Annotated in this window: 20 protein-coding genes; 10 read left to right on the top strand and 10 right to left on the bottom strand. The window is 70.9% G+C overall.

Annotated elements, in window-relative coordinates:
- Positions 1-454 precede the first annotated feature (454 nt).
- Positions 455-1555 (top strand): DUF222 domain-containing protein, encoded by a 1101-nt coding sequence (locus ACIG5F_RS12250; RefSeq protein WP_396517668.1) that lies wholly within the window; start codon positions 455-457, stop codon positions 1553-1555.
- A gap of 383 nt (positions 1556-1938) precedes the next feature.
- Here the strand turns inward: ACIG5F_RS12250 and ACIG5F_RS12245 are convergent, their stop codons facing one another.
- Positions 1939-2916 (bottom strand): LacI family DNA-binding transcriptional regulator, encoded by a 978-nt coding sequence (locus tag ACIG5F_RS12245; RefSeq protein WP_396517667.1) that lies wholly within the window; start codon positions 2914-2916, stop codon positions 1939-1941.
- Between the two features lie 104 nt (positions 2917-3020).
- Between ACIG5F_RS12245 and ACIG5F_RS12240 the strand changes: the two genes are divergently transcribed.
- The 3 genes from ACIG5F_RS12240 to ACIG5F_RS12230 are packed head-to-tail and all read left to right on the top strand — an operon-like array spanning position 3021 to position 6183.
- The gene (locus tag ACIG5F_RS12240; protein WP_396517666.1) at positions 3021-3974 is read left to right on the top strand and encodes an alpha/beta hydrolase; all 954 of its coding nucleotides are present in this window, start codon (positions 3021-3023) and stop codon (positions 3972-3974) included.
- 13 nt (positions 3975-3987) lie between these two features.
- Positions 3988-4938: an alpha/beta hydrolase gene (locus ACIG5F_RS12235; protein ID WP_396517665.1), complete on the top strand. Its 951-nt coding sequence runs from the start codon at positions 3988-3990 to the stop codon at positions 4936-4938.
- A 9-nt stretch (positions 4939-4947) separates the two neighbouring features.
- Positions 4948-6183, top strand: coding sequence for an MFS transporter (locus ACIG5F_RS12230; RefSeq protein ID WP_396517663.1), 1236 nt, complete (start codon positions 4948-4950; stop codon positions 6181-6183).
- A 139-nt stretch (positions 6184-6322) separates the two neighbouring features.
- Here the strand turns inward: ACIG5F_RS12230 and ACIG5F_RS12225 are convergent, their stop codons facing one another.
- The 7 genes from ACIG5F_RS12225 to ACIG5F_RS12195 are packed head-to-tail and all read right to left on the bottom strand — an operon-like array spanning position 6323 to position 10116.
- Complete coding sequence (locus ACIG5F_RS12225) at positions 6323-6508, bottom strand: hypothetical protein (RefSeq protein WP_396517662.1); 186 nt, start codon at positions 6506-6508, stop codon at positions 6323-6325.
- A gap of 13 nt (positions 6509-6521) precedes the next feature.
- On the bottom strand, positions 6522-7136 hold the full coding sequence (locus tag ACIG5F_RS12220; protein WP_396517661.1) for an NADPH-dependent FMN reductase: 615 nt from the start codon (positions 7134-7136) through the stop codon (positions 6522-6524).
- A 13-nt stretch (positions 7137-7149) separates the two neighbouring features.
- Entirely contained in the window at positions 7150-7551 is a 402-nt protein-coding gene (locus ACIG5F_RS12215) for a heme-binding protein (RefSeq protein WP_396517660.1), read from the bottom strand.
- Positions 7552-7561: 10 nt separating this feature from the next.
- The gene (locus ACIG5F_RS12210; protein ID WP_396517659.1) at positions 7562-7981 is read right to left on the bottom strand and encodes a hypothetical protein; all 420 of its coding nucleotides are present in this window, start codon (positions 7979-7981) and stop codon (positions 7562-7564) included.
- The gene (locus ACIG5F_RS12205; RefSeq protein ID WP_396517658.1) at positions 7978-8580 is read right to left on the bottom strand and encodes a cupin domain-containing protein; all 603 of its coding nucleotides are present in this window, start codon (positions 8578-8580) and stop codon (positions 7978-7980) included. Before ACIG5F_RS12205 ends, ACIG5F_RS12210 begins: the two co-directional genes overlap by 4 nt.
- Positions 8581-8591: 11 nt before the next feature.
- On the bottom strand, positions 8592-9353 hold the full coding sequence (locus tag ACIG5F_RS12200; protein WP_396517657.1) for an alpha/beta fold hydrolase: 762 nt from the start codon (positions 9351-9353) through the stop codon (positions 8592-8594).
- 13 nt (positions 9354-9366) lie between these two features.
- Positions 9367-10116 (bottom strand): GntR family transcriptional regulator, encoded by a 750-nt coding sequence (locus tag ACIG5F_RS12195; RefSeq protein ID WP_396517656.1) that lies wholly within the window; start codon positions 10114-10116, stop codon positions 9367-9369.
- Between the two features lie 87 nt (positions 10117-10203).
- Between ACIG5F_RS12195 and ACIG5F_RS12190 the strand changes: the two genes are divergently transcribed.
- From ACIG5F_RS12190 to ACIG5F_RS12180, 3 genes are read left to right on the top strand one after another with little or no spacing between them, the layout of a single operon-like run.
- Positions 10204-10977 (top strand): SDR family NAD(P)-dependent oxidoreductase, encoded by a 774-nt coding sequence (locus ACIG5F_RS12190; RefSeq protein ID WP_396517655.1) that lies wholly within the window; start codon positions 10204-10206, stop codon positions 10975-10977.
- An 11-nt stretch (positions 10978-10988) separates the two neighbouring features.
- Positions 10989-12275: a homogentisate 1,2-dioxygenase gene (gene hmgA / locus ACIG5F_RS12185; protein ID WP_396517654.1), complete on the top strand. Its 1287-nt coding sequence runs from the start codon at positions 10989-10991 to the stop codon at positions 12273-12275.
- A 20-nt stretch (positions 12276-12295) separates the two neighbouring features.
- Entirely contained in the window at positions 12296-13642 is a 1347-nt protein-coding gene (locus ACIG5F_RS12180; protein WP_396517653.1) for an MFS transporter, read from the top strand.
- Positions 13643-13684: 42 nt separating this feature from the next.
- Here ACIG5F_RS12180 and ACIG5F_RS12175 read toward each other — a convergent pair whose 3' ends face one another.
- Positions 13685-14665, bottom strand: a complete 981-nt coding sequence (locus ACIG5F_RS12175; RefSeq protein ID WP_396517652.1) for an aldo/keto reductase — start codon at positions 14663-14665, stop codon at positions 13685-13687.
- Between the two features lie 2 nt (positions 14666-14667).
- Complete coding sequence (locus ACIG5F_RS12170; RefSeq protein ID WP_396517651.1) at positions 14668-15456, bottom strand: SDR family oxidoreductase; 789 nt, start codon at positions 15454-15456, stop codon at positions 14668-14670.
- A 217-nt stretch (positions 15457-15673) separates the two neighbouring features.
- On the opposite strand from ACIG5F_RS12170, the gene ACIG5F_RS12165 reads away from it, so the two are divergent.
- The 3 genes from ACIG5F_RS12165 to ACIG5F_RS12155 are packed head-to-tail and all read left to right on the top strand — an operon-like array spanning position 15674 to position 26093.
- A complete protein-coding gene (locus ACIG5F_RS12165; protein ID WP_396517650.1) occupies positions 15674-21898 on the top strand; it encodes an SDR family NAD(P)-dependent oxidoreductase in 6225 nt (2074 codons plus the stop codon).
- Entirely contained in the window at positions 21892-25797 is a 3906-nt protein-coding gene (locus ACIG5F_RS12160; protein WP_396517649.1) for a beta-ketoacyl synthase N-terminal-like domain-containing protein, read from the top strand. The genes ACIG5F_RS12165 and ACIG5F_RS12160 overlap by 7 nt, the downstream gene beginning before the upstream one ends.
- Positions 25794-26093, top strand: coding sequence for an acyl carrier protein (locus tag ACIG5F_RS12155; RefSeq protein WP_396517647.1), 300 nt, complete (start codon positions 25794-25796; stop codon positions 26091-26093). The genes ACIG5F_RS12160 and ACIG5F_RS12155 overlap by 4 nt, the downstream gene beginning before the upstream one ends.
- The last annotated feature ends 2 nt before the right edge of the window (positions 26094-26095 follow it).

Below are 26095 nucleotides of genomic sequence, written 5' to 3'. Positions count from 1 at the left end.
CCCGATTCGGCAAGTTCGGGCAGGATTGCCTCGAAGAGCGCAAACCCTTCGTCACGAACAGGTGAGTGCCGGTCGCCGCCGGTCGGAATGGTCGAGGCCGTCTCCCACGATCAAGTGGAGCGCCTGGGCGATCTTCTGCGCGGCGTGGGATACGAGACGCCGCGATGGTCATCGGCTTTCCGCCACCGATGGCGTTCGCCCCGGCGGGCGGGGTCTTGGGCGGCGATGACCTCCAGGGCGACAGTGTCCACTATGGACTGTTGGATGATCGGCCGGGCGGAGATGGCGGACCCGCCGCTGTCGATCTTGCCTGCTTCCGGTTGCCACCCCGATACCCTTCCTTCCGCTCGCCCACCTCAGCCGCTCTCCCCTTACCCGTTTTCCCTTGTCCAACAAGGGTTTTCACCCGTTCGTGGCGCGAGTTCGATCTTGCGGGGCGGGTAGAATCGCTGGTATGGAAGCAAAACTCGCTCGTCTGATCGAACTGGAACGGCTCATTCGTCGTCTCAAGGCCGAGTGGTTGCGGTTGGTCGACGAGCTCAACGTCGACGAGTGGGCCGCGCGGGATTTGGCCATGGCGTTGCAGTTGTCGCAGAGCAACAGCGAGTCTCAGGTGAGGTTCGCCTCCCGTCTGGCCACCGTGTTCCCGGAGGTGCTGGACGCGATGGAGGCTGGGGTGATCAGTGAGTGGTCCGCCCATGGTTTGGTTGATCCCACCGAGAACTACCCGGATGACATCGCGCGGACGGCTGTGCTGAAGACGTTGGAGACGGCGGAGGGGCGGTGTTGTCAGCAGCTTCGGCGGTCGGTGCAGGGGCGGTTGCAGCGGGCGGATCCGGCTGGGTTTGCCCGGCGGTGCGCGCAGCGGCGTCGAGGGCGGGATGTCGTCGTGTATGACACCGAGGACGGTATGGCGGTGTTGAAGTCGGAGCTGCCGGTGGAGGTCGCCAGGGCGATGTACGCCAAGATCGATCACTTGGCTCGTCAGGAGGCGAAGAACGGCCGGTCGATGGATGCGGTGCGGGCGGATGTGTTGGCGTCGTTGGTGTTGCAGGAGCCCCAGAGTGCTGGGTCGAAGACGTTGATCCAGGTGACGGTGCCGATCACGGCGTTGTTGGGGGTGGATGAGCGGCCGGGGCAGTTGGACACGGGGCAGGTGATTCCGGCGGAGGTGGTGCGGGATCTGATGGCGGAGCCGGGGACGGTGTTTCACCGGTTGTTGACTGATCCTGCTGGTCGGTTGGTGGAGTACAGCCCGGGGGTCTATCGGCCGACGGCGGAGGTGGATCGGTTCATCCGGGCCCGGCATCGGACGTGTGTGATGCCGTGTTGTTCGCATCCGTCGCGGTCGTGCGATATCGATCATGCGGTGGCGTGGCCGGAGGGGAAGAGCACGGGGACAAATCTGGGGCCGTTGGATCGGCGGCATCACCGCTATAAGCACGCCACTGACGCGAAGATCTCGATCACTGATGATGGGACGACGACGATTGATACTCGGTGGGGGCAGAGGTATGTGACGCGGCCGGAGCCGGTGGAGGAGCCGCCGTTCTGACGTGGGGTCGGGGTTGATTTGGGGGCGGCGGGGCGCAGACGTGTTGCTGCGAAGGCTGGTGGGTTGGGGACGCCGCTGCCGCGGCTACGACGGCCGGATCTGTGTCAGAGATTGCAGGGGCCGTCGCAGCCTTGCCACCCGAGACCGTGGTCACCCTAGGTGGGTGGCTGGGTTGGGTGGTGGCGTTTGATGGTCCGGTGGCGGTTTGGGCTGTGGCCGGGTGGGGTGTCAGTTGCGTTATTTGACGGGTTGGGTGGTGGCGTTTGGTGGTCGGGCGGCGGTTGGGGGGTGGTTGGGGAGGGGTGTCAGCTGCGTTGTTTGGTGGGTTGGGTGGTTGCGTTTGGTGGTTTGGGGGTGGTTGGGGAGGGGGTCAGCGCGTGTTTTTAGGTGGTGTTGCGGATGATGAGTTGGGGGGAGAGAAGGGTGCGGACTGATGCCTGGGTCGGGGACTCGATCAGTGCGCGGAGGGCCTGGGCGGCGTGACGGCCGGACTCGGCGAAAGGTTGGCGGACGGTGGTGAGGGCGAGGCCCTCGGCCAGGGGGCCGTCGTCGATGCCGGTGATGGCCACGTCGGTGGGGACAGTGGCGCCGGAAGCGCGGAGGCCGGCCAGGAAGCCGGCGGCCAGGAGGTCGTGGTGGCAGACGATGGCGGTGGGACGGGAAGCCAGGGCCAGGAACTCGGGGGCGAAGGCGCGGGCGGTGGCCAGGTCGCTGACGGGGAGGTCGAACTCCTCCAAGGGGATGTCGCCCAGGGCGCGGTGCATGCCGACACGGCGGAGCATGCCGGGCGAGACGTAGGCCTCGGAGCGCTGGATCTCGTGCAGGTAGCCGATGCGACGGTGGCCGCGCTCCAGGAGATGGGCGGCTAGGAGGTAGCCGGCCTGCTCGTCGTCGAAAGTGACGCTGGTGAAGGCGGGATGCGAGGAATCGACGAGCACGGTGGGAGGGCCCCAGCGATGAAGGCGGTCAGCGCCCTCGTCGGAGAGGGGGATGCCCATGATGATCAGGCCGTCGGCATCGCCGCGAATGGGCAGGGCGGACAGGAGAGGGGAGCCGGCGGCGGCGACGGAGGGGGCGTCATGGACGACCACCTCGACGTCGTCGGGGCCGAAGGTGTCGAGAATGCCGATGAGACGGGTGCGGTAGGACTCGTAGCTGCTGAACGGGGCGACGACGGCGATGCGGCCGGTGCGGCGCTTGGCCCGGGCGGACGGGGTCGCGCCGGGGCGGTAGCCGAGCTCGCCGGCCACCCTGATGATCCGCTCCCGGGTCCGCTCGCTCACCCGATCCGGATGGTTCAGCGCGAGCGACACGGTCGAGATGCTGACCCCGGCGGTCTCGGCCACCTGGTAGATCGTCACGTCCGAACTCCCCACACGATCACCTTATCCGCTCCGGGCGGGCGTTGACGGTCGCGCGGACGAAGTTTAAAGTACTTTTTCGAAGCACTTCGATCGGAGGCTCGATGACGACCTCGGCCGCGCGGACCCGGCTGGAGCCGGCAGTGCTGGAGTGGCTGGAGGCAGCCGAGGAGCTCATGGCGGGCCTGCCCGACCTGCGGTCGCCGGACTGGACACGCCGGCGCAAGGCGGCGGGAGAGCTGGCGGACGAGCTGGCCAGGAGGTTCACCCGGCCGGGGCCGGCGGAGTGCGAGGTCGAGGACTTCCAGGCCTACGGCGGCCTCACGATGCGGCGCTATCGAAGGCCCGGGGGCGAGATCCGGGCGGCGCATCTGTCGATCCACGGCGGCGGCTTCGCGCACGGCAGCGTGTACGAGGAAATCAACGATCGGCTGCTGCGGCAGCGGGCCATGGACAGCGGCGTGGACATCTTCACCGTCGACTATCGGCTGGCGCCGGAGCATCCGTACCCGGCCGCGCTCAACGACTGCGTCGACATGATGGTCTGGCTGATCGACCATTCCCACGAGCTGCGGATCGACATGGACCGCATCGGCGTGGGCGGCAGCTCGGCCGGCGGCAACCTGGCGGCGCTGGTCGCCGCCAGGGCTCGAAACACGGTCCACCACCAGGTGTTGGAGGTGCCGGCGGCCAGCCTCGACATCAGCCGGGACGCCTCGTACCGGGAATTCGGGGAACTGGAGCCGTTCGGGGACCTCAGCGAGCTCCGCGCGGCCTACCTGGCCGAGGGGATTCCGGCGGACGAGTGGACCGCGCCCGACCAGGTGGACCGGCTCGAAGGCCTGGCGCCGGCGCTGGTGATCACCGCCGAATGCGACCCGCTGCGTGACTGCGGACAGGCCTATGCCGCAAGGATGGCCGAGGCCGGCGTGGACGTGCAGACCTGGTGCGGACCAGGCCAGACGCACGGCTCCCCCGGCGTGACCCGAACCTCGGTGATCGCACGGGAGTGGCAGGACCGGGTCAGCGACTACCTCCGCACGATCACCGCCGCCTGAAGGAGAACGAACCGTGCCCGTCGATCCCATGCTGCTCGCGGCCGTCCTCGGCACCGGCGTTACGCCGCCGGCCGAGTCGAAAGACCCGGTAGAGCAGAGGAAACTGGCCTTCGAGTACGAGCAGGCGGTGTTTCCGACGCTCGGCGTCCCCGGGCCGGAGGCGCCGACGGAGGACCACATCGTCGCGGTCGATGGATATCCGGACGTGCTGGTGCGCCTGTACTACCCGAGCGAACCCGTTGCCGGGCAAGCGCTTCCGGTGTGCCTGTTCTTCTTCGGCGGCTCGTGGCGGCAAGGTGGCCTGCACCATCCGAGTGTGGGCTCCCTGTGCGCGCTGCGGGCGGTCCGGGCCAACGTGGTGATCGCGGCGGTTTCCTATGCGCTGGCGCCGGAACACCCGTACCCGACGGCGCTGGAACAGGGGTATGCGGCGCTGGGATGGCTGGTGCGCGAGGCGGAGTCCCTCGGCGTGGATCCGACGCGCATCGGGGTGTCGGGGCAGTCGGCGGGCGGCAACCTGGCGGCGGCGTTGACCCACCTCAACCGCGACCGCGCGAAGTACCCGCTGGCGTTGCAGATCCTTGAGGTTCCGGCCCTCGACCTGACGATGACACATGTCGACCGGGGCGCGGTGGAGTTCACCAAGGAGCAGTGGGCGGCCGTCCGGAAGACGGTCGAGGACTACGTGCCAAAGACCGAGGACATCTTCACACCAACGGTTTCACCGCTGATGGCCTTCGACTTCAGCGGACTGCCGCCGGCCTACATCTTCACCGCCGAGGCGGACGTGCTTCGGGGCGACGGCGAGGCGTACGCGACGGAGCTCGCCGCCGACGGCGTGCCGACATCCGTGCTGCGTCTGGGTGGCCTGCCACACGACGGCCTGGCCTACGAACGAGTCTCCAGCACCGCCCGAGTCGCGCAGGCCGCGATCGCGGACATCCTGCGCTCCCTACACACCTGAAGGACGACGATGTCCATCACCATGCCCCGGCAAAGACAGCAGGCGGCGTTCCTGCCGCTGTTCGTGCTCGCGTTCTTCGGCGGCTCGCTCGCCCTGTACTCGGCGGCGACCGTGAGCATCCCCTTGCGACTGTCCACACTGGACCCGGCTGACAAGACCCAGCTGCTCTCGCTGACGGTCGCGATCGGCGGGGTCGTGGTGATGCTGGTTACGGCCCCGCTGGGCCGGCTCAGCGACGCCAGCGCCTCCCGCTTCGGTATCCGCCGGCCGTTCATCCTGGGCGGCGCGATCGCCGGCACGGGTGGCATGCTGCTGCTGGCCCTGGCCACGAACGTGCCGACCGTCATCGTCGGCTGGGCCTTCACCCAGGCCGGCTTCGCCGCCGGCACGATGGCGCTCAACGCTCTGCTGGCCGACCAGGTCCCGACCCGGATCCGGGCCCGGGTGTCGGCGATGCTGGGCCTGGCCAACGCGATCGCGCCGTTCGTCGGCGGCAACCTGATCGGGGCGCTGCCGGTCGGTCCACTGTGGTGGTTCGGCGTGCCGGCGGTGATCGCGCTGGTCACCAGTGTCGCGCTGGTGTCGGTGCTCAAGGACATCGTGCGCACGGAACGGATCCGGGTGGACTGGCGCAGCCTGCTGCGCAGCTACTGGATCAACCCGGTGCGGCACCCCGACTTCGCCTGGGCCTGGCTGTGCCGCCTGCTGGTCACCATGTCGCTGGTGACGATCGTGATCTACCTGCTGTATTTCCTCACCGACCGGCTGGGGGTCGCGGCCGGCGACGCCGCCACCATGTCCGGCACGGTGCTGGGCGCCTACTTCGTCGGCAGCGTGCTGACCACGTTCGTGTTCGGGTGGCTGTCCGACCGGACCGGGCGGCGCAAGGCCATCGTGTGGTCCTCGGTGCTGCTGACCGCGGCCGGCCTGCTGATCAGCCTGTTCGCCCACGACATCAGCGTGTTCGTGGTCGGCATCGGCGTGGCCGGCATGGGGCAGGGCGCCTTCATCTCCGTGGACATGGCGATGATGACCGAGGTGCTGCCGGCCACCGCCGAGGCCGGGGCCGGGCTGGCAGTGGTCGCCCTGTCCTACCAGCTGCCCCAGCTGCTCGTCCCCGTGCTGGCCACTCCCCTGCTGGCCATCGGCAGCGCCGGCCCGAACTACTTCGCCCTGTTCCTCGGCGCGGTGGTGGCGGCGGTGCTCGGCGCGGTCGCGGTGCTGCCGATCAAGAGCGTGCGCTAGCCGGAAACGCGTGCCGACGGCCGGCGATCACGGCGGCGGCCGCGGCGATCAGCAACATCGGTGACGCCGTGAGCGCGAACAGAATTCCTACCACTGGCAGGGTCACGGTGTTTATCCGATCCGGTACCGGCTGACGGCCTCAGCATCCCAGACCAGGCCATTGCCGGGCCGGTCGGGCGGGGTCGCATGGCCGTCGACGATCGCTGGTCCGCAGGTCGATCAGCAGCAGCGGCGCGTTGGCCACGCTGGCGACGCTGGTGCCGAGCGTCCGGCGCATCGGCACCAGCACCAGCGTGGCTTCCACGGATTCGACAACGGTCTGCATGCACCCCAGTCTGTCAGTCCCGGATGTGCGCGAAGCGCGTCTCCCAATGCTTGGCGATCGACCGCGACAGCAGGCCGGCCATGTCGTGCGCGAGGACGTCGCCGAGGACCTTGAGCTGCACGCCGATGAGGTGCTCGGTCATCGGATCGTTGATGGCCCCGTCGGCGCCGAGCACGGCGTGCGCGGTGTTGACGACGATCTCCGGCTGCGGCACGACGATGTTGCCGAGGCCGTGCAGGATCTGGCTGGTCTCGGCCAACCCGCGAAAGCCCAGCGCCCGGCCGACGGTGGCGACCAGCAGGACCACGCCCTTGCCGGTCAGCGGCGGGTCCTTCATCGGCCGGGAGGCCCAGTCGATGGCGTTCTTGAGCACGCCGGAAATGGAGTGGTTGTACTCGGGCGCGGCGATGACCAGCCCGTCGGCGGCGCGGATCGCCGCGCGCAGGCGGGCGACCGCCGGCGGCGGCTCGTGGTTGTCGCGATCCTGGTCGTACAGCGGCAGTTCGCCCAGGCTGTCGCACCAGTCCCAGGTCATGTCCTCCGGCGCCAGCGCGGGCACGGCGCGCAGCAGGCGGGTGTTGAAGGAGTCCTGGCGGGAGGACCCGGAAATCGCCAGCAGACGAGGCATTGTCCAGTCTCCCTTACAGTGCCGCGATGCCGGCGCGGGCGATCTGCGCGTCCTGGCCCGGCAGCACTCCGCTGACCCCGACCGCGCCGAGGCAGTGGCCGTCCTTGATGATCGGCACGCCGCCCTCCAGCACGCCCTGCAGCGTCGGCGCGCTGAGGAACGCGACCCGGCCGCCGTTGATCTGGTCCTCGAAGGACTTGCTCTCCTGACGGACGAGCGCGGCGGTGTTGGCCTTGGCCGGGGCGATGTGCGCGGTGGCCGGCGCGGCCCCGTCGAGGCGGTTGAGGGCCAGCAGGTGGCCGCCGCCGTCGACGATCGCGATCGTCACGGCCCAGCCGTTACTGACCGCTTCGGCCTCGGCGGCCGCGGCCACCCGCAGCACATCGGAGCGTTCCAGGTAGGAACCGGTTTTCATGACACTGTCCTCACTGTGGGGTGAGCGCGAACGTCAGCGCGGGGGTCACGCCCTGCCGGCCGAGCCGGCACGTGCCGTCCGCGTCGACCAGCACCTCGTCGTCGTGGTCGACCACCACCAGCTCGCCGGCGGCATCGGGCCGGGTGTCGACCGACATCACCAGGATCAGGAACCGCACCCGCAGCTTGCCGCCGCCCTGATCCTCGATGGACACGTTGGACACGATGTGCCTTGACACGCGCCCGTTGTCACGGCGCTTCTGCGCCAGCGAGAGCAGCAGTTCGGTGACGGCCTCGCGGCCCTGCTGTCCGCGGAACTCCGCCTGCTCGGCCAGCAGGTCGCGGACCGGCTCGCCCCGGTCGACCCGGCCGAAGAACTCGTCGAGCAGCTCGGTCACCCGCACCCGGGTCTCGGTGTCCACAGTGGTCACGACGTCTCCTCTTCCGTGAAGCTCCGACGCCAGCCCAGTCGCTCCAGGTCCGGCATGTCCGACAACGTCTCGTGCACGACCCGGTTGATCTCGGCCAGGTCCGGGATGCCCACGTCCTCGACGGCCGGCGGCAGGGTCAGCGCCTCGGCCGGGCGGCCCATGAACCGGAACAGCGCGACATTGTCGTTCAGGCGCGGGAAATCCCCGCGGGCGGTGAGGGTGAACGACAGCATGCGGGTCAGCGGCGCGGTCGTCACGAACCAGTGGATGCGCCCGGCCGGCATGAACATCAGCGAGTTCTCGGTGGCCTCGAACGGCTCGCCCTCGACCCAGGCGGTGATGCCGCCTTCGATGATGAAGAACAGCTCGTGCTCGTAGTGGTGGATGTGCGGCGGCGGCCCGACGCCCTCGGGCAGATTGCCCTCCCACACACAGCACGAGTTCTCGACCGGCTCGCGATTGGCGTACACGGTGATCAGCTGGCCCTCGTACCACAGGGAGCTCTCCACCGAACGCCGCGAGACGAACGGCTTGAGCGGCTCGTAGTCGGCCAGGCCCCGTTTCTCACGTAAAGCGGTGGACTCCGCTGTCCAGTCCATCACAGGCTCCTTCAGGAGAGAAAGGCGTCGAGCGAGGCGGCCAGCAGCACCGGGGTCTCGTCGACCGCGTAGTGGCCGGCGTCGGCGATGGTCGCCAGCTCGCAGTTCGGGTACCAGGCCAGGAAGGTCGCCCGCATGAAGTCGGCGGTCACGTCCGGGTCGTTGGCGCCGACAATGGTCTTGACCGGGGTCGTCAGCCCCACGATCTCGTCGTGGAAGTCGTTGCCGCTCCAGGAGTCCAGGTAGCCGGCGAAGGCCTCGGGCGTGGACCGGCGCACCGAGTGCTCGACCATCCGGTCCAGCCACACGTCGTGGTAGCGCCGGCCGGTGCCGACGTCGATGATCGTCCGCCGGACCGCGGGATTGCCGATGGCGTCATGGAAGAAGGCCGCGGTGGCCTCGTCGAACGGGACGCCTGACGCCGGCACCGGCGAGATGCCGACCAGCTTGCGCACCCGGTCCGGGGCGTCGGCCAGAATCCGTTGCGACGCCTTGCCGCCCATCGAGTGGCCGACCAGCGAGAACGAGTCCCAGCCGAGCTCGTCGGCCAGCCACAGCACGTCCCGGGCCACCTCGTCCAGCGAATACTCGCCGGGCACGTCGATCGCCTCGCCGTAGCCGCGGACGTCCGGGAACACATACGTGAACCGGGATTCGTCGATCAGCGGCAGCAGGGAGTCGAAGGCGTGCCGGTCGCTCAGCCAGCCGTGCAGCGCCACCACACGCACCGGCCCGTGTCCGTGACTGCCGTGGGGCAGGATGGCTTTGTCCATCACACAACGCCCTTCATTGGGTGTCGAAGGTGACCGCGAACGTGAACCGGTCGCCCCGATAGTGGATCGACGCGACATCGACGACGCGACCCCGCACGCACCGGGTCACGCCGACGCAGTACAGCACCGGGCTGGTCAGCGGAATGTCCAACAGCAGAGCCACATCGGGCGAGGGCAGCCGCGCCTCGGCGGTGTCCTCGATCTGTCCGATCTGGACGCCGACCCGGTCGCGCAGCACCGCGGTCATCGGCATCCACCGCAGGTCGACGACGTCGATGCGCTCGGCGAGGTCGGCCACCACGTAGTTCTCGGCGTAGCTGGTCACCTCGCCCGCGTCCTTGCGCAGCCGACGGAACCGCACCACCTCGCCGTCGAAGTGCTCCTTGAACTCCGGCGGCGCCTCGGCCGGCTCGGCGCCGAGCACCACGACGTCGTCGCTCTTCTGCTGGGACACCACCGCGTCGACCGAGCCCAGCAGCCGCATGGGCCGGCTGCTGGTCCTCGGGTTGACGAAGGTGCCGGACCGGCGGCGACGGGTGATCAGCCCCTCGCTCTCCAGCTCGCGCAGGGCCTGCCGCATGGTCATCACGCTGACCCCGTAGTGCGCGGCCAGGTCCTCCTCGACCGGCAGCCGCGCCGGCCGGTCCATCGCGCCGGCCAGGATGCTGGCCCGCAGGTGCTGGGACACCTGGTACCACAGCGGCAGCTTGCGATTGACCGTGAACGGCGCCAGCCGCAGCGCCCCGGTCAGACCCTCCGCCATGTGCCCCGCCACCCTCTTCTCTAATCCTATGGAGGAACGTAGTATTCAACTCGTTCGGATGTCAACGGTCGGCCGAGAGGCGCGCTGATGGACACGGTGCGACAGGGCGGTTTGGGCACCTACGACCTGGCCGGCAAGGTGGCCGTGGTCGCGGGCGGCAGCGGGGCGATCGGCGGCGCCACGGCCCGCCGGCTCGCGGCCGCCGGCGCGACGGTGGTGGTCGGCTGCCGCAAGGAGGACGACCGGATCCGGAAGCTGGTCGCCGACCTGCCCGGCCACGGGCACTGGGCGGCGCCGCTGCCGGTGGACGACACCGAGGCGATCGATCACGCCGCCTCCCTTGTTGGGCAACGGCATGGCGCGGTGCACGTGCTGGTCAACGCGGCCGGCACCACCCGCCGCATCGACCATGACGACCTGGACGCGCTGGACGACGACCTGTTCGACGAGATCCTCCGGGTCAACGTGCGCGGGGTCTACAGCACCATCCGGGCCTTCCGGCCGTTGCTGGTGTCCGGTGGGGACTCGGTCGTGGTCAACGTGTCCTCGCTTTCCTCGGAAACCGGTAAGGGAAGCAGCATCGCCTATTGCGCGTCCAAGGCCGCCCTGGACACCATGGGCAAGTCGCTGGCCCGGGTGCTGGCGCCCGAGGTCCGCGTGATCGGCGTGTCGCCGGCGGCGGTGGACACCGGGTTCGTGCCCGGCCGGAGCCGGGAAGCCGTGCTGGCCCAGGCGACCCGTTCGCCGCTGCGCACCGTCGTCGACGCCGACGACGTGGCCGTCTCCATCATGGGCGTGATCACCCAGCTACGGTTGACGACCGGGTCCGTCGTCCTGGTCGACGGCGGTTGGCATCTCTAGGAGGAATCTCCATGCCCGAGTACATGTCGGGATTCGGCAACAGCTTCGAGACCGAGGCGTTGCCCGACACGCTGCCGGTGGGGCGCAACTCGCCCCAGCGCGTGGCCCACGGGCTCTACGCCGAGCAGCTCAGCGGATCCCCGTTCACCGCGCCGCGGGCCAGCAACGAGCGGTCCTGGCTCTACCGGATCCGCCCGTCGGTGCTGCACTCCGGCCGTTTCGAGCGGGTCGACGCCGGCCTGTGGCGCAGCGCCCCGGAATCCGAGACGCACCTGCCGCTCGGCCAGCTGCGCTGGGACCCGGTGCCGCTGCCGGACACGGCACAGTCCTTTCTGGACGGTGTCGTGACCGTCACCACCGCCGGCGACGTGTCCACCCACAACGGCATGGCCAGCCATCTCTACCTGATCACCGAGTCCATGGTCGACGATTACTTCTACAACGCCGACGGCGAGCTGCTTTTTGTGCCGGAACAGGGTAATGTCCGGTTCTGGACGGAGTTCGGCGTCATCGACACGGAGCCGGGCGAGATCGCGGTGATCCCGCGGGGCGTCAAGTTCCGGGTCGAGCTGCTGGGCGGGCCGGCGCGCGGCTATCTCTGCGAGAACTACGGCGGCGCCTTCACCCTGCCCGAGCGGGGACCGATCGGGGCCAACTGCCTGGCCAATCCCCGTGACTTCCTCACCCCCGTCGCCGCCTACGAGGACCGCGACGGCATGGCGTCCCGGCTCACCGTCAAGTGGGGCGGCGCGCTGTGGCGCACCGAGCTGGCCCACTCGCCGCTGGATGTCGTGGCCTGGCACGGGAACTACGCCCCCTACAAGTACGACCTGCGCCGCTACTCCCCCGTCGGCCCGCTGCTGTTCGACCACGCCGACCCGTCGATCTTCACCGTGCTCACCTCGCCATCGGAGACCCCGGGCACGGCCAACGTCGACTTCGTGATCTTCCCCGACCGCTGGCTGGTCGCCGAGGACACGTTCCGGCCGCCCTGGTACCACATGAACGTCATGTCCGAGTTCATGGGCCTGGTCTACGGGGCCTACGACGCGAAGCCGCACGGCTTCGTGCCGGGCGGCTTCAGCCTGCACAACTCGATGACCCCGCACGGTCCCGACCTGGAGGCGTTCGAGGGCGCCAGCGCCGCAGACCTGACGCCGCAACGACTCCAGGGCACCTTGGCCTTCATGTTCGAGACCCGATACCCGCAACGGGTGTCGGCGCACGCCGCCGCCATGCCCGGACTGCAGCAGGACTACGCCGACTGCTGGAGCGGCCTGCGCCGACATTTCCGTTAGACGACAGGAGCGACAGTCCGATGAACAACGATGTTCACCCCGATGTCGAGTCCGTGTTCGCGGACGCCCCGATCCGGCCGTTCCACTTATCCGTGCTGGCGCTGAGCTTTCTCATCGTGCTCATCGACGGCTTCGACACGCAGGCGGTCGCGCTGGTCGCCCCGGACATCGCCCGGCAGTGGCACACGCCGCCGGCCGCCTTCGGCGTGGTGTTCTCCACCGCCCTGATCGGCGCGGTGATCGGGGCGGCGCTGTTCACCATCGCCGCGGACCGGTTCGGCCGCAAGATCCCGTTGATCATCGCGGTCGGGCTGTTCGGCCTGGTGTCGCTGCTGACGCCGCTGACCTGGTCGCTGGAATCGCTGACGGCGGCCCGGTTCGTGACCGGGCTCGGCCTCGGCGGCGCGTGGCCGATCCTGCTGGCCACCGTGTCCGACTACGGGCCCAGTCGCAGCCGGACGCTCACCACCGGCCTGGCCACCTGCGGCTTCCCGGTCGGGGCGACGTGCGCGGGCCTGTTCACCCCGCTGTTGCTCGGTCCCTTGGGCTGGCAGGGTGTTTTTGTCGTCGGCGGCATCCTGCCGCTGGTGCTGATCCCGGTCATCGCCTTGGTGCTGCCGGAGTCCGCGCGGTTCCTGATCGCCCGTGACCGCCGCGCCGCGCTGGACCGGGTCATGCGCCGCGTCGGCCGGGAGGACCTGGTCGGCCAGCCGCTGCGGGCCCGGCCGGTGCCGCGTCGGCTGCCGGTGTCCGGGCTGTTCACCGAGGGCCGCACCGCCGGCACGTTGCTGCTGTGGTTGACGCTGTTCTTCAGCCTGCTGCTGGCCTACTTCCTCAACAGCTGGATCACGACCGTGGCCCGGGCCAACGGTTTTGACGCCGGCACCGCGATTCTCGGCGCGGCCGCGCTCAACCTCGGCGGCGTGCTCGGCGTTGTCCTGTTGGGACCGTGGCTCGGTCGCCGGCGGCGGCCGGCCGCGACCATCGGCGTGTGCTACGTGCTCGGCGCGGTGTTCGTGACGCTGATCGGCCAGGTGCACGCCTCCGGACCGCTGCTGCTGGCCGTCATCCTGGTCGCCGGCGTGTTCACCATCGGGGCCCAGCTGTGCACCATGCCCATGATCGCCTCGTTCTACCGGGTGGAGGAACGGGCCACCGGATTCGGCTGGTCGATGGGCGTCGGCCGGGCGGGCGGCATCATCGGCCCGGCCCTGGGCGGCGTGCTGGTCGCGGCCGGGTTCACCATGTCCTCGCTGTTCTTCGTCGGCGGCCTGTTCGCGCTGGGCGCCTCGGTGGCGATCGTCCTGTTCGGACGGTTCGGCCTCCGCGAGTCGGCCGGTCAGCGCCTGGCCCCGTCCCTGTCCTGACAGGAAGGTGGCCGGGCCCGTCGGGCCCGGCCACCTTCTCGGTTACGCGGAGAACAGACCTGCTGGTGGGGACCAGATGAGCCGCGGGTCGGTCTGGGCGGCGCTGCCGAGCAGGTGCTCCACGCGGGTCAGCACGTCCAGGTCCAGCTTCACGCCGACGGCCTTGACGTTCTCGCTGACCTGGGCCGGCGTGCTGGCCCCGACCACCGCGGTGGCCACGTTGTCGTGTTGCAGCGTCCAGGCGATGGCCAGCTGGGCCAACGACATGCCGACGTCGTCGGCGACCCCGCGCAGCAGCTCCACCCGGTCGAGCAGGCCCGGCACCGTGAGCAGGCCCTGAATGGCCTCGCGCCACGGGCCGGCGGCCCGGGAGCCGGGCGGCACGCTGTCGCGGTACTTGCCGGTGAGAATGCCCTGGGCCAGCGGGACGGAGGCGAACTGGCCGATGCCCAGGCGCTCGCAGGCCGGCATGACCATGGCCTCGGCCACCCGCCACAGCATCGAGTAGTGCGGTTCGTTGACTATCAGCGGGACTGAGTATCGCTCGGCCAGGGCGGCGGCCCGCAGCAGCTGGTCGACCGTCCACTCCGAAGTGCCGACGTAGAGGATCTTGCCCTGGCGGACCAGGTCGGACAGCGCGAGGAAGGTCTCCTCCAGCGGTGTCTGGTAGTCGAACCGCAGCAGCAGGTAGACGTCGACGTAGTCGGTGCCGAGCCGGCGCAGCGACCCGTTGATCGAGCTGACCAGGTGTTTGCGGCTCAGCCCGGCCCGGTTCGCGCCCGCGCCCTCCGCCCAGTAGACCCCCGTGCACAGCACGAGATCCTCGCGCGGCACCCCGGACAGGGCGGCGGCCATGCTCTCCTCGGCCGCTCCCCCGGCCCAGGCCGCGGCGGTGCGGAAGGTGGTGATGCCGGCGTCCAGCGCCGCGGCGACGCAGGCCGCGTCGTCCGGGCCGGCCAGCCAGTTGCCGTAGGCGAGCTCGCTGACCGACAGTCCGCTCGTGCCCACCCTGCGGAATTCCATGCTCAGTGGCCTCCGGCGATCGTGCGGTCGATCCAGGCGTCGACGTCCCGCGCCTTGTCGGCGTGCGTGGCCCGGACCGACTCGTGCGGCAAGATGAGGAACTCTTCCTTGCGCAGGCCCTCGACCGCCGACTCGGCAACCTCTTCCGGCGTCAGCAGCGGGGCCAGCGCGGCGATGGCCAGCGCCGTCGGATGGCCGGCGGCGATCCCGGGTTCGAGCAGCGCCGTGCGCACCCCCAGTGGGCACAGCGCGCTCACCCCGATCCCCCGCCGCCGATAGGTCACGGCCAGCCATTCGGCCAAGCCCACCACCGCGTGCTTGGTGACCGTGTACGGCGCGTCCCCCGGGGCGCCGAGCAGGCCGGCCGCCGACGCGGTGATCAGCAGGTGGCCGCCGCCGGCGCGGACCATGTCCGGCACCACCGACTGCGCGACGTGCACATGCTGCATCACGTTGACCGCCCAGGACGTTTCCCATTGCTGTCCCGAGGCGTGAATACCGCTGCCGAACGCGACCCCGGCATTGGAGCAGAACAGGTCGACCGGGCCGAAATAGGCCCGGGTCGAGGCCACCAACGCCTGGATGTCATCCTTGCGGCTCACGTCGGCGTGCACGGCGATCGCCGCGCCGCCGGCCCCCGTGATTTCGGCGGCGACCACTCTGGCAAGATCCAGGTTCAGGTCGGAAACCACCACTCCGGCGGCTCCCTCGGCGGCGAACCGCCGGGCCAGCGCGGCGCCGATGCCCTGCGCCGCTCCCGTCACCACGACCACACGTCCTAGCAGGTCCACCGCGGCTCCAGTGCCGAGTTCCCGAATGACTGGTCGTTAGGTATACCCCCGTTCGCCGCATGGGGACATCTCCACATGGAGAGGGTGGTTTTTCCCGAGACGATTTGCTCTCCTTACGACCAATCACGCCGTTACTGGTGCACGAGGAGGTACGCCAGTGGGCATTGTCCTAGACTCGAGAACCCGGGTGCTGGCCCTGTGTCCTTCGGGACCGCACATGGTCGCCGCCGTCGCTCGCGGCGGCGGCTTGGGTGTGTTCGACGGTTGTCGGCCGCCCGAGCCGGAAATGGCCCGGGCGCCCTTCGGCATCCGCGTGCCCGCCGGCTCGCATGTCGACACGCGGGGCGCGGCAATTGTGTTGTTCGAGCCCGGCGCCCCGATCGTGCCATCGGGGGCGTTGGCGATCGCGCAGGTCCGGTCGCTGGACGAGGCCACGGCCGCCATCGACGCCGGGGCCGACGGCCTGGTGGCGATGGACGACGGGGACCTGTCCGCCTTCGTTCTCCTGCAACAGCTTCTCCAGGCCTGCGGCGGCGAGGTGCCGGTGTGGGCCTACGCGGTCGGGCCGCGCACGGCCGTCGGCGCGATGGCCGCCGGGGCGAGCGGCGTGTTCCTGGACGAGCAGTTGCGAATGCTGCCGGACGCCGACACTTCGGGGCCGGAGCGGGAACGCCTGCTCCGCGCGGATTCCTCGCTGGCCACGCTGTTCGCCCGCCGCTACCGGGACACCGAGCACGCCGTCCGGTCGCTGGCTGCGGCCGTCCGCGAACGGCCTGTTGTTGCGGGACAAGGGATCCCGCTGTGCCGGACGCTGGGCAGCGCGCTGCCGATCGCCCAGGGGCCGATGACCCGGGTCAGCGACCAGCCGGCGTTCGCCGCGGAAGTCGCCGACCAGGGCGGATTCCCGTTCATCGCGGTCGCGACCGCCAGCGGCGCGGGCACCGCGGACCTGTTGGACCGCACCCGTGACCGGCTCGGCGACCGGCCCTGGGGCGTCGGGTTGCTTGGCTTCATCGACCCCGACCTGCGGGACCAGCAGCTGGCCGCCGTCCGGGCCGCCCGGCCGCACTGCGCCCTGCTGGCCGGCGGAAAGCCGGCGCAGGCCAAGGTGTTGGAGGCCGACGGCATTCCGACCTACGTGCACGTGCCGTCGCCGGTGCTGCTCAAGCAGTTCCTCGACGCCGGCGTGCGCCGGTTCGTCTTCGAGGGCGCGGAATGCGGCGGCCACATCGGGCCGCGGCCGAGCTTTGCCCTGTGGGAACAGCAACTGGACGTGCTGCGCGGCTACGGGCCCGGCATCGAGGTGCTGTTCGCCGGCGGCGTGCACGACGCCCGTTCCGCCGCCGTGGTGGCCGGGGCCGCGGCCGAACTGGCCGCTTCGGGGGCCGGCATCGGCGTGCTGATGGGCACCGCGTACCTGTTCACCCGGGAGGCCGTGGCCACCGGCGCGATCACCGATCTGTTCCAGGATCTGGCGATCGACGCCGGCGAGACGACAATCCTGGAAACCGCGCCGGGACACCGCACCCGCTGCCTGCCGAGTCTCTACACCGCGCATTTCGAGATCGTCAAGAATGATCTGCGGTCGGTGCCGGAGTTGTCGGCGCAGCAGGTCTGGCAGCAGTTGGAGGAACTCAACACCGGCCGGCTGCGCATTGCCAGCAAGGGATTGCAACATTCGGCCGACGGGCCCGTGACCGTCGGTCCGGACACCCAGTTGAGTCAGGGTCTCTACATGGCCGGCCAGGTAGCGGTCTTACGCGACGCGAAGACGACAATCGCCGAATTGCACGATTCCGTGACCGAAGGCGTGCGGCGTCTTCTCGAGTCGTCGCCAGACGGGGAACCGGAGCCGGGCCGCGACATCGCGATTGTCGGCATGGCCTGTTCCTTCCCCGGCGCGCCCGACCTGCCGGCCTACTGGTCGCAGATCCTGCGCGGGACCGACGCGGTCACCGAGGTGCCGGCGGACCGTTGGGACACGAACGTCTACCCCGACCTGCCGGGCTGGGGCGGCTTCCTCCCGCCACTGGACTTCGATCCCCTGACCTACGGCATGCCGCCGTCCTCGATGGGCAGCATCGACCCCGCGCAGCTGGTGTCGCTGGAGCTGGCCCGCCGCGCGCTGGCCGACGCCGGCTACGCCGACCGGGACTTCGACCGCGACCGCACCAGCGTGATCTTCGGCGCGGAGTCCGGCAGCGACCTGGGCAACGCCAAGGTGATGCGGGGCCTGCTGCCGTCCTATGTGGACGAAGCGCCGCCGGAGCTGCTGGACCAGTTGCCGTCGCTGACCGAGGACTCGTTCCCGGGCACCCTGGCCAACGTCATCTCCGGGCGGATCGCCAACCGGCTCGACCTGCGCGGCGCGAACTTCACCGTGGACGCGGCCTGCGGCTCCTCGCTGGCGGCGCTGGACATCGCGGTCAAGGAGCTGCGCAGCGGCACCAGCTCGATGGTGCTGTGCGGGGCGGTGGACCTGCACAACGGCGTCAACGACTACCTGATGTTCACCTCGGCCGGCGCGCTCTCGCCGACCGGCCGCTGCCGCCCGTTCGACTCCGCCGCCGACGGCATCGCCCTCGGCGAGGGCGTGGCCTGCGTGGTGCTCAAGCGCCTTGCCGACGCCGAGCGGGACGGCGACCGGGTGTACGCCGTGGTCAAGGGGGTCGGCGCGGCCAGCGACGGCAAGGCGCTCGGGCTCACCGCGCCCCGCCCCGAGGGCCAGCGGCGCGCCCTGGAACGCGCTTACCAGGACGCCCGGTCCTCCCCCGGCGACGTCCGCCTGGTCGAGGCGCACGGCACCGGGACGGTCGTCGGCGACGCGACGGAACTGCGCACCCTGACCGAGTTCTTCGCCGACGCCGGTGTCGCGCCGGCCTCGATCGCGCTCGGCTCGGTGAAGAGCCAGATCGGGCACACCAAGTGCGCGGCCGGGCTGGCCGGGCTGATCAAGGCGACCCTGGCGCTGTGGCACGAGGTGGTGCCGCCGACGCTGCACCTGAGCAGCCCCAACTCGGCCTGGCAGGCCGACACCAGCCCGTTCACCTTCTCGACCGCGGCGCGGCCGGCGCCGGGCCTGACGGGTCTGGCCGGCGTGAGCGCCTTCGGCTTCGGCGGCACCAATTTCCACGCCGTGCTCGGCCCCGGCCCCGTTCCGCCCGACCGCCGGCACGGCCTGCGCGACTGGTCCCGGGAGCTGGTTCTCGTTCGCGGGTCCGATGTGGACAGTGCCCGGGAGTCGTTGCGGGCCTTGGCCGACGAGCAGCCGAACGCCAGCCTGCGTGAGCTGGCCGAGGACGTCGCCTCGGTCAACGCCGACGCCCCGGTGCGGCTGGCGTTCGTAGCCGCGGACCGGGAGTCGTTGACCGCCGGCGGAATCGCCGCCAAGGAGCCGGCCGGCAAGATCGCGTTCCTGTTCCCCGGCCAGGGCAGCCAGCAGCCCGGCATGCTCGCCGAACTGTTCGTGCACTTCCCGGAGCTCGCCGACGTGCTGCGGCACGCCCCGGCCGTCGTGCCGGCCGTGTACCCGCCGCACGCGTTCGACGAGGAGCGCCTGGCCGCGCAGCTGGCGGCCGTCACCGACACCGCCGTCGCGCAGCCGGCCCTCGGCCTGGTCGAGTCCGCGCTGTGCCGGCTGCTGGCCGAGCTCGGCGTGAAACCGGATTTCCTGGCCGGGCACAGTTACGGCGAACTCGTCGCCCTGTCCGAGGCCGGCGCGTTCACCCTCTCCACCTTGGTCGAACTCAGCGCGGCCCGGGCCCGGGCGATCGCCGACGCGTCGCGGGAGCGTCCGGGGGCGATGGCGGCCGTGCGGGCCACGCGGGAGGTCCTGGCCGCCGAGCTGGCGGGCATGGACATCTCGCTGGCCAACCACAACGCGCCCGAGCAGATCATCGTGTCCGGCAGCGTCGAGGAGATCGAGCGCTGCGTCCGTCACCTGCGGGCCAAGCGCATCGCCACCAAGCGGATCGCGGTCTCGGCCGCGTTCCACAGCCCCCTGGTCGCGCCGGCCGAGGGCGCGTTCGCGGCCTCCCTGGACGTCGCCGCGATCGAGGACCCGGTGCTGCCGGTGTGGTCGAACACCAGCGGCCGCCGCTACGCCCCCGGCGCCGTGCGGCAGGTGCTGGCCGCCCAGATCCCCGCCCCGGTCCGCTTCGTGGACCAGATCGAGGACATGTACGCCGCCGGGGCGCGGACGTTCGTCGAGGTCGGGCCGGGACAGACGCTGACGCGGCTGGTCCGGGAGATCCTCGGCGACCGCCCGCACGCCGCACTGCCCTGCGGGCCCGGGATCCGGGAGTTCCTGGGCGCCGTCGGCCGGCTCGCCGTCGCCGGTGTGCCCGTCGACACCGCCCGGCTGTTCCGCGGCCGGCCCCGACCCACCCCACGACCCGATAACGCCTGGACCGTTACCGGAAACCTTGTCCGCCGTCCCGACGGCCAACTCCCCCCGCACGGCCTCGCGCCCGCCCGTCGCATCCCGAGGATTGCCATGACCGAAGCCACCCCTGTCGGCCGCGACCAGGTAGTCGTCGAATTCCTGCGCAACAGCCGGGAACTGATCACCACCCAGCGGGAGGTGATGCTCGGCTACCTCGGCGCCGTGCCGGCCGTGCGCTACGCCCTGCCCGAGGTGGTCGACGCCGCCCACCTGACCGCCGTCAGCCCGGCCCCGGTCGTGCAGCCGGCGGTCAACGGCAAGGCCGTCGCGCCGGCCGTCATCGCCGCCCCGGCCGCCGAGCCCGCGCCGCCGGCCGACGTCCGGACCGCCGTCCTGGACGTGATCAGCGACCGCACCGGCTTCCCGCCGGACATGATCGAGGGCGACCTGGACCTGGAGGCCGACCTCTCCATCGACTCCATCAAGCGCACCGAGATCGCCGGCACCCTGCTGCGCCGCCTCGGCCTGACCGACGCCGCCGGCGACGACGGCCCCGACCTGTTGGTGCGCCAGCGCACCGCCAACGCCATCACCACCCAGCTCGAACAGTGGCTGACCCCCGCGCACGGCACTGCTGGCGCCCCGAACGACGGCGAACCCCACATCGCCATCCCCACGAGCTCTTCCCCGCTCCGACCGGGCGGGGAAGAGCCGACCATCGCGAGCGCTTCGCCCGCTGGGTCCGCCCCGCGGCGCTACGTGCTGCATCTCGTCGACAATCCGCTGCCGCCGCCCGATCCCGCCCGCCTGTCGGGCAAAACCCTGGCGGTGTTGTCCGCCCCTGGCCAGGACGAGCTCGCGGACTCGGTGCGACGGGCCTTCGGGCTGCCGACCGCCGCGCCGGCCGACGCCGACATCACCGTATCCCTGCACGGCATGGCCGACTCGGTCGAACCAGCCGCGCCGGAGCTGTTCACGCAGCTCAAGGCAGCCAAGGGCACCTTCATCGCGCTGGCCACACGCGACGCCCTTGGCCTGTCGGGGCTGTTCCGGGCGGCGGCGCTGGAGCGGGACGCCACGACCCGACTGGTCGTCGTCGACTCCCCGCGCGCCGACGTCCTGGTCGCCGAGGCCATGGTCGACGACGGGCACGCGGTCGTGCACCACACCGCCGAGGGCCGCATGACCCACACCGTCCGCGAGCAGTCGCTCGGCTCGCTGGCCCACTCCGGCGCCGGACCGGGCGGCGGCGAGCTGGCCGCGCTGGGCCTCGGCCCGGACTCGGTCGTCGCGGTGATCGGCGGGGCGCGCGGGATCACGGCCCGCGCGGCGGTGGCGCTGGCCGCGAGTGGCTGCCGGGTCGAGTTCACCGGCCGCACGCCCTGGCCGGGCGACGACGACCTGCCCGAGGACCCGCGGGCCCTGCGCGAGGCGTTGATCGCCCGTGGCGGCAGCATCGCCGACATCGAGCGGCAGGCGCGGACCGTACTGGCCCAGCGGGAGATCAGCCGCACGCTGGCCGAGGTCGGCAACGCCACGTACCACGTGCTGGACGTGCGTGACGGCGAAGCCGTGCGGCAGTTCGTCAAGCAGCTGGGCGGCCGGCTCGACGGCGTGCTCTACGCGGCCGGCGTCATCGACGACAAACTCATGTCCGACAAGGACGAGACCTCGTTCCGCACGGTCTTCGACACCAAGGTCGCCGGGGCCCGCACGCTCCTGTCGGCGCTGGCCGACGAGGGCCTGAACCCCGGTTTCCTGGCCTTCTTCGGCAGCATCTCGGCGGTGCTGGGCAATCGCGGCCAGACCGACTACGCGGCCGGCAACGACGCGCTGGAAACCCTGGCCGCGCAATGGCCCGGCCGCGCCGTGACCGTCCACTGGGGACCGTGGGCGCCGGCCGACGACCACAGCGGCATGGTCACGCCCGAGCTGGCCCGCGAGTACCAGCGGCGCGAGGTGGCGATGATCGACCCGACCGAGGGCACCGCCGCGCTGCTGCGTGAGCTGGCCTACGGCGACGTCCCGGCCGTCCTGTACACGGCGGCGCTATGGTGACCCAGGAGCCGGTGGCGATCATCGGCATGGGCGTGGTGCTGCCCGGCGCGGCGAACGTCGGGCAGTACTGGCAGAACCTCATGGCCGGGACCGACGCCATCACCGACATCCCGGAGCACCGCCGCGATCCGGAGTTCCACGGCGCGCCGGGCACGACCCCCGATCGGACTCACGGGCGGCGCGGCGGCTTCGTCGCCGACACGGTGGACTTCGATCCGCTGGCGTTCGGGATCCCACCGGCCGACATCGCCGAGATGGAGCCGGACCAGGTCACCGCGCTGGCCGCCGCCGCCGCGGCGATCGACGACGCCGGCGGGTCGGCGGCGCTGGGCGACCGAGCCAAGGTGGGCGTGATTCTCGGCCGTGGCGGCTACTTCTCGCCCGGTCTGGTGCGGTTCGACCAGCGGGTGCGCACCGTCCGGCAGATCACGCGGACCGTCCGCGAGCTGTTGCCGTCGGCCAGCTCGGCGATGCTCGACAAGATCCGTGACGCGCTGCTCGAACCGCTGGGCGAGTTCCACACCGAGTCGGCGACCGGCCTGGTGCCCAACCTTTCCGCCTCGCGGGTGGCCAACCGCCTCGACCTCGGCGGGCCGGCGTACACAGTGGACGCTGCCTGCGCGTCGTCGCTGATCGCGGTGGACCACGCGATCGCCGAGCTGGCGCGGGGCCGGTGCGACGTGGTGTTCGCCGGCGGCGTGCACCACTGCCACGACGACACCCTGTGGTCGATGTTCACGCAGATCGGGGCCCTGTCGCCGAGCCAGCGGATCAGCCCGCTGTCGCGGGACGCCGACGGGCTGCTCATCGGCGAGGGCACCGCGCTGCTGATGCTCAAGCGGCTGGCCGACGCCCGCCGGGACGGCAATCGGGTGTACGCCGTGCTGCGGGGATCGGGGATTTCCAGCGACGGGCGGAGCGGGAGCCTGCTCAGCCCGTCGATCAGCGGCCAGGTCCTGGCGCTGCGCCGGGCCTGGGACGCCGCCGGCATCGATCCGCGGCAGGCCGGCGCGATCGGCCTGCTGGAGGCGCACGGCACCGCGACGCGGGCCGGCGACGCGGCCGAGATCGCCACCATGACCGAGGTGTTCGGCGCGCCCGACGGCCGCACCGGCGTGGTCGGCTCGGTCAAGTCGATGATCGGCCACACCATGCCGGCGGCCGGCGCCGCCGGCCTGGTCAAGGTGGCTTTGGCGCTGTACCACAAGGTTCTGCCGCCGACCCTGCACTGCGACGACCCCAATCCGCTGCTGACCGGGACCCGGTTCCGCGTGATCGGCGAGGCCGAGCCCTGGGAGGGCTGCGACCTGCCGCGGCGGGCCGCCGTCAACGCCTTCGGCTTCGGCGGCGTGAACGCTCACGTGGTGCTGGAAGAGGGCGATGCCGCCGGGAAGCGGCGGGTCGAGGTGCGGGAGCCCGACCGGATCCTTCGGCTGTCGGCGGAATCCCCGGCCGAGTTGGTGACCCTGCTCGACCGTCCACAGCAGACGGATGTGCTCGGATCGGGCCGGGCCCGCATCGGGATCGTGAATCCGACGCCCGACACCCTGGCCGTCGCCCGGCGCGTGGCGGCCAAGGTCGCCAAGGACGGCCAGCCGCAGCGCGGGGTGAAGGGCATCTGGTGCACTGTCGACCCGCTGCTGCCCGATGCCCGCACGGCCTTCCTGTTCCCCGGCCTTGAGGCCGATGTCTCGCCGCGGTGCGACGACGTGGCAAGGCATTTCGGCCTGCCCACGCCGGCGTGGTCGACCGAGACCGTGCTCGACCACGCCGAAAGCGTGACCGCCGTCGGCCGGCTGGTGCACACGGCCCTGGGCCGGCTCGGCATCACTCCGGACGCCCTGGCCGGGCACAGCGTCGGCGAGTGGACCGCGATGCGGATCGCCGGCATGTTCACCCCGATGCCGACCGCCGACAACATCCAGCGCTACTGGCACGGCCACTTCACCGCCCCCGAGCTCGACTACCTCATGCTCGGCTGCTCGGTCGTCGAGGCCTCCGGACTGACGGCGGGCCTGGACGTGGTGATCTCCCACGACAACGCTCCACATCAGACGATCGCCTGCGGGCCGGCCGAGGAAGTCGTTCGCCTGGCTGAGGTCTGCCGCGAGCACGGCGTGATCGCTCGGACGCTGCCGTTCCGCTCCGGCTACCACACCCCTTACCTGCGGCCGTATCTGGCGCCGTACGCGGCGCTGGCCGACGACCTGGAGTTGCACGCGCCGTCGGTTCCGGTGTGGTCGGCCACCTCGGTCGCCCCCTTCCCCACCACGCACGAGGCGGTCCGGCGGCTCTATCTCGACCACCTGCTGCAACGGGTCCGCTTCCGCGAGCTCATCGAGACCATGCACGCCAACAGTTTCCGGGTTTTCCTCCAGCTCGGCGCCGGCCAGCTCGGGTCGTTCGTCACCGACACCCTCGGCGACGCCAACCACCTGGTCATCGGGGCGGCGTCCAACATCCACTCCGGTCTCGACCAGTTGCGTCGGGTCGCCACCGCCCTGTGGGTCGAGGGCGCGAACCCCAAGTTCGAGGCGCTGGCGCCGCGCCAGGTTCGCCTGAACAGCGCACGGCCGCTACTGTCACTGCCGTCCGCCAGCCGGGGAATCCTCGACGTGGCCCCGGAGATCCCCCCTGGGCTGTCGGACGACATCGCCGTCGCGTACCAGGAACTGCTGGACGAGACCCGTCGGAGCGCGGCCGCCGTGGTCGCCGCGCTGACCTCCGACACCGTAGAGTCCACTGTGGACGTCTCGCTCGCCTCGATGCCGTTCCTCCGGGACCACCGGTTCTTCCGGCAGCGTCCCGGCTGGCCCGACGAGGCCGACTTCTGGCCCGTGGTGCCGGCGACCACGCTCATCGACATCGCCTGCCGACAGGTGGAAAACGCTTGGGGCGTCACGGCGACGGGAGTGCGCGACGCCGCGTTCAACCGCTGGCTCATCGCCGAGCCGGCCAAGTCGGTGCCCATCACGATGCGCCGTGCCGGGGACCGGGTCGACGTGGCCATCGGCACGTACGCGAGCATGACCGTCTGCCTCGGCGAACGGCCGCCCGGCGCGCACATGCCGATACCGCACCAGGAACGGCCGATGCCGTTCACCGCCGCCGAGGTCTACTCCCGCCGGAAGATGTTCCACGGCCCCGCGTTCCACGGCGTCACCAAGTTGACCGGCATCGGCGACCACCACCTGCGCGGCGAGATCACCGTCACGACCGCGCCCGGCGCCCTGCTGGACAACGTCGGGCAGCTGCTCGGCTGCTGGCTCCAGGCCACCTACCAGGACTCCCTGGTGGCCTTTCCCCGCTCCATCGCCGAGGTCACCTGGCACGCCCCGGAGCCCGGGCCGGGCGCGGTCGTCGACTGCCAGATCGAGGTCACCACGCCCCAGCCCGACATCCTCCACATGGACGCGACCCTGTCGCTGGGCGGCCGGCCGCTGGCGACCATCGTGGGCTGGCAGGACATCCGTTTCCCCTGCGACAGCGCCATGCACGACGCGTACACCCACCCCGAATCCCACTATTTGTCCACAGTGGACCCCAATGGCCGGGCGATGGTCCGGGACCGTTGGCGAAGCGTTGCCGCGCGGGAGTTCTTCGCCGGCCTCTACCTCAACGGCGCCGAACGGGCCGCCTTCGCCTCCTGCCCGCCGCGGGAGCAGCGCGGCTGGCTGCTGCGGCGCATCGCCATCAAGGACGCGGTGCGGGCCCGGCTGGCCGCCGACGGCGTGACCGGGGTGTACCCCGCCGAGATCTTCGTGCACGAGGACGAGACCACGGTTTCCGGCGTGCACGGCCGGATCCTGCCCGAGCTCGCCGTCGGCGCGGCTCTCGACGGCGATGTGGCCGTCGGACTGATCCACCCTCTCCCCGCTGTGACCAGGAGTGCGACATGACCTTGCAGCCGTATCCCACGACGACAGTGTTCGACACCGTCAGCGAGCTGCTCGCGCCGCTCGTCGGCGACCTGGACCTGCTCGGCATCCGGATCACGCCGGACACCCGGTTCCATGACGACCTGGTGCTGGAGAGCATCGACCTAGTGACCTTCTCGGGCATTCTCGCCGAGCACTTCGGGCCCGACGTCAACCTGGCCGACTACCTGACCCAGAAGGACCTCGACGAGGTCATCGAGCTGCGGATCGGCGAGATCGCCGACTACGTGGCCGACCGCCTGGCCCGGCGGGGGTGACG

It is taken from the genome of Kutzneria sp. NPDC052558 (assembly GCF_044547355.1).
GTDB lineage: Bacteria > Actinomycetota > Actinomycetes > Mycobacteriales > Pseudonocardiaceae > Kutzneria.
This window is presented reverse-complemented; position numbering and strand designations above follow the sequence as displayed.

What these genes read in the sequence shown, in the direction of transcription:
- ACIG5F_RS12205 (WP_396517658.1), bottom strand. Translation starts at nt 8,580, where the DNA reads ATGGACTGGACAGCGGAGTCCACCGCTTTACGTGAGAAACGGGGCCTG.
- ACIG5F_RS12225 (WP_396517662.1), bottom strand. Translation starts at nt 6,508, where the DNA reads ATGCAGACCGTTGTCGAATCCGTGGAAGCCACGCTGGTGCTGGTGCCG.
- ACIG5F_RS12200 (WP_396517657.1), bottom strand. Translation starts at nt 9,353, where the DNA reads ATGGACAAAGCCATCCTGCCCCACGGCAGTCACGGACACGGGCCGGTG.
- ACIG5F_RS12190 (WP_396517655.1), top strand. Translation starts at nt 10,204, where the DNA reads ATGGACACGGTGCGACAGGGCGGTTTGGGCACCTACGACCTGGCCGGC.
- ACIG5F_RS12250 (WP_396517668.1), top strand. Translation starts at nt 455, where the DNA reads ATGGAAGCAAAACTCGCTCGTCTGATCGAACTGGAACGGCTCATTCGT.
- ACIG5F_RS12230 (WP_396517663.1), top strand. Translation starts at nt 4,948, where the DNA reads ATGTCCATCACCATGCCCCGGCAAAGACAGCAGGCGGCGTTCCTGCCG.
- ACIG5F_RS12165 (WP_396517650.1), top strand. Translation starts at nt 15,674, where the DNA reads ATGGTCGCCGCCGTCGCTCGCGGCGGCGGCTTGGGTGTGTTCGACGGT.
- ACIG5F_RS12220 (WP_396517661.1), bottom strand. Translation starts at nt 7,136, where the DNA reads ATGCCTCGTCTGCTGGCGATTTCCGGGTCCTCCCGCCAGGACTCCTTC.
- ACIG5F_RS12155 (WP_396517647.1), top strand. Translation starts at nt 25,794, where the DNA reads ATGACCTTGCAGCCGTATCCCACGACGACAGTGTTCGACACCGTCAGC.
- ACIG5F_RS12175 (WP_396517652.1), bottom strand. Translation starts at nt 14,665, where the DNA reads ATGGAATTCCGCAGGGTGGGCACGAGCGGACTGTCGGTCAGCGAGCTC.
- ACIG5F_RS12215 (WP_396517660.1), bottom strand. Translation starts at nt 7,551, where the DNA reads ATGAAAACCGGTTCCTACCTGGAACGCTCCGATGTGCTGCGGGTGGCC.
- ACIG5F_RS12160 (WP_396517649.1), top strand. Translation starts at nt 21,892, where the DNA reads ATGGTGACCCAGGAGCCGGTGGCGATCATCGGCATGGGCGTGGTGCTG.
- ACIG5F_RS12195 (WP_396517656.1), bottom strand. Translation starts at nt 10,116, where the DNA reads ATGGCGGAGGGTCTGACCGGGGCGCTGCGGCTGGCGCCGTTCACGGTC.
- ACIG5F_RS12240 (WP_396517666.1), top strand. Translation starts at nt 3,021, where the DNA reads ATGACGACCTCGGCCGCGCGGACCCGGCTGGAGCCGGCAGTGCTGGAG.
- ACIG5F_RS12180 (WP_396517653.1), top strand. Translation starts at nt 12,296, where the DNA reads ATGAACAACGATGTTCACCCCGATGTCGAGTCCGTGTTCGCGGACGCC.
- hmgA (WP_396517654.1), top strand. Translation starts at nt 10,989, where the DNA reads ATGCCCGAGTACATGTCGGGATTCGGCAACAGCTTCGAGACCGAGGCG.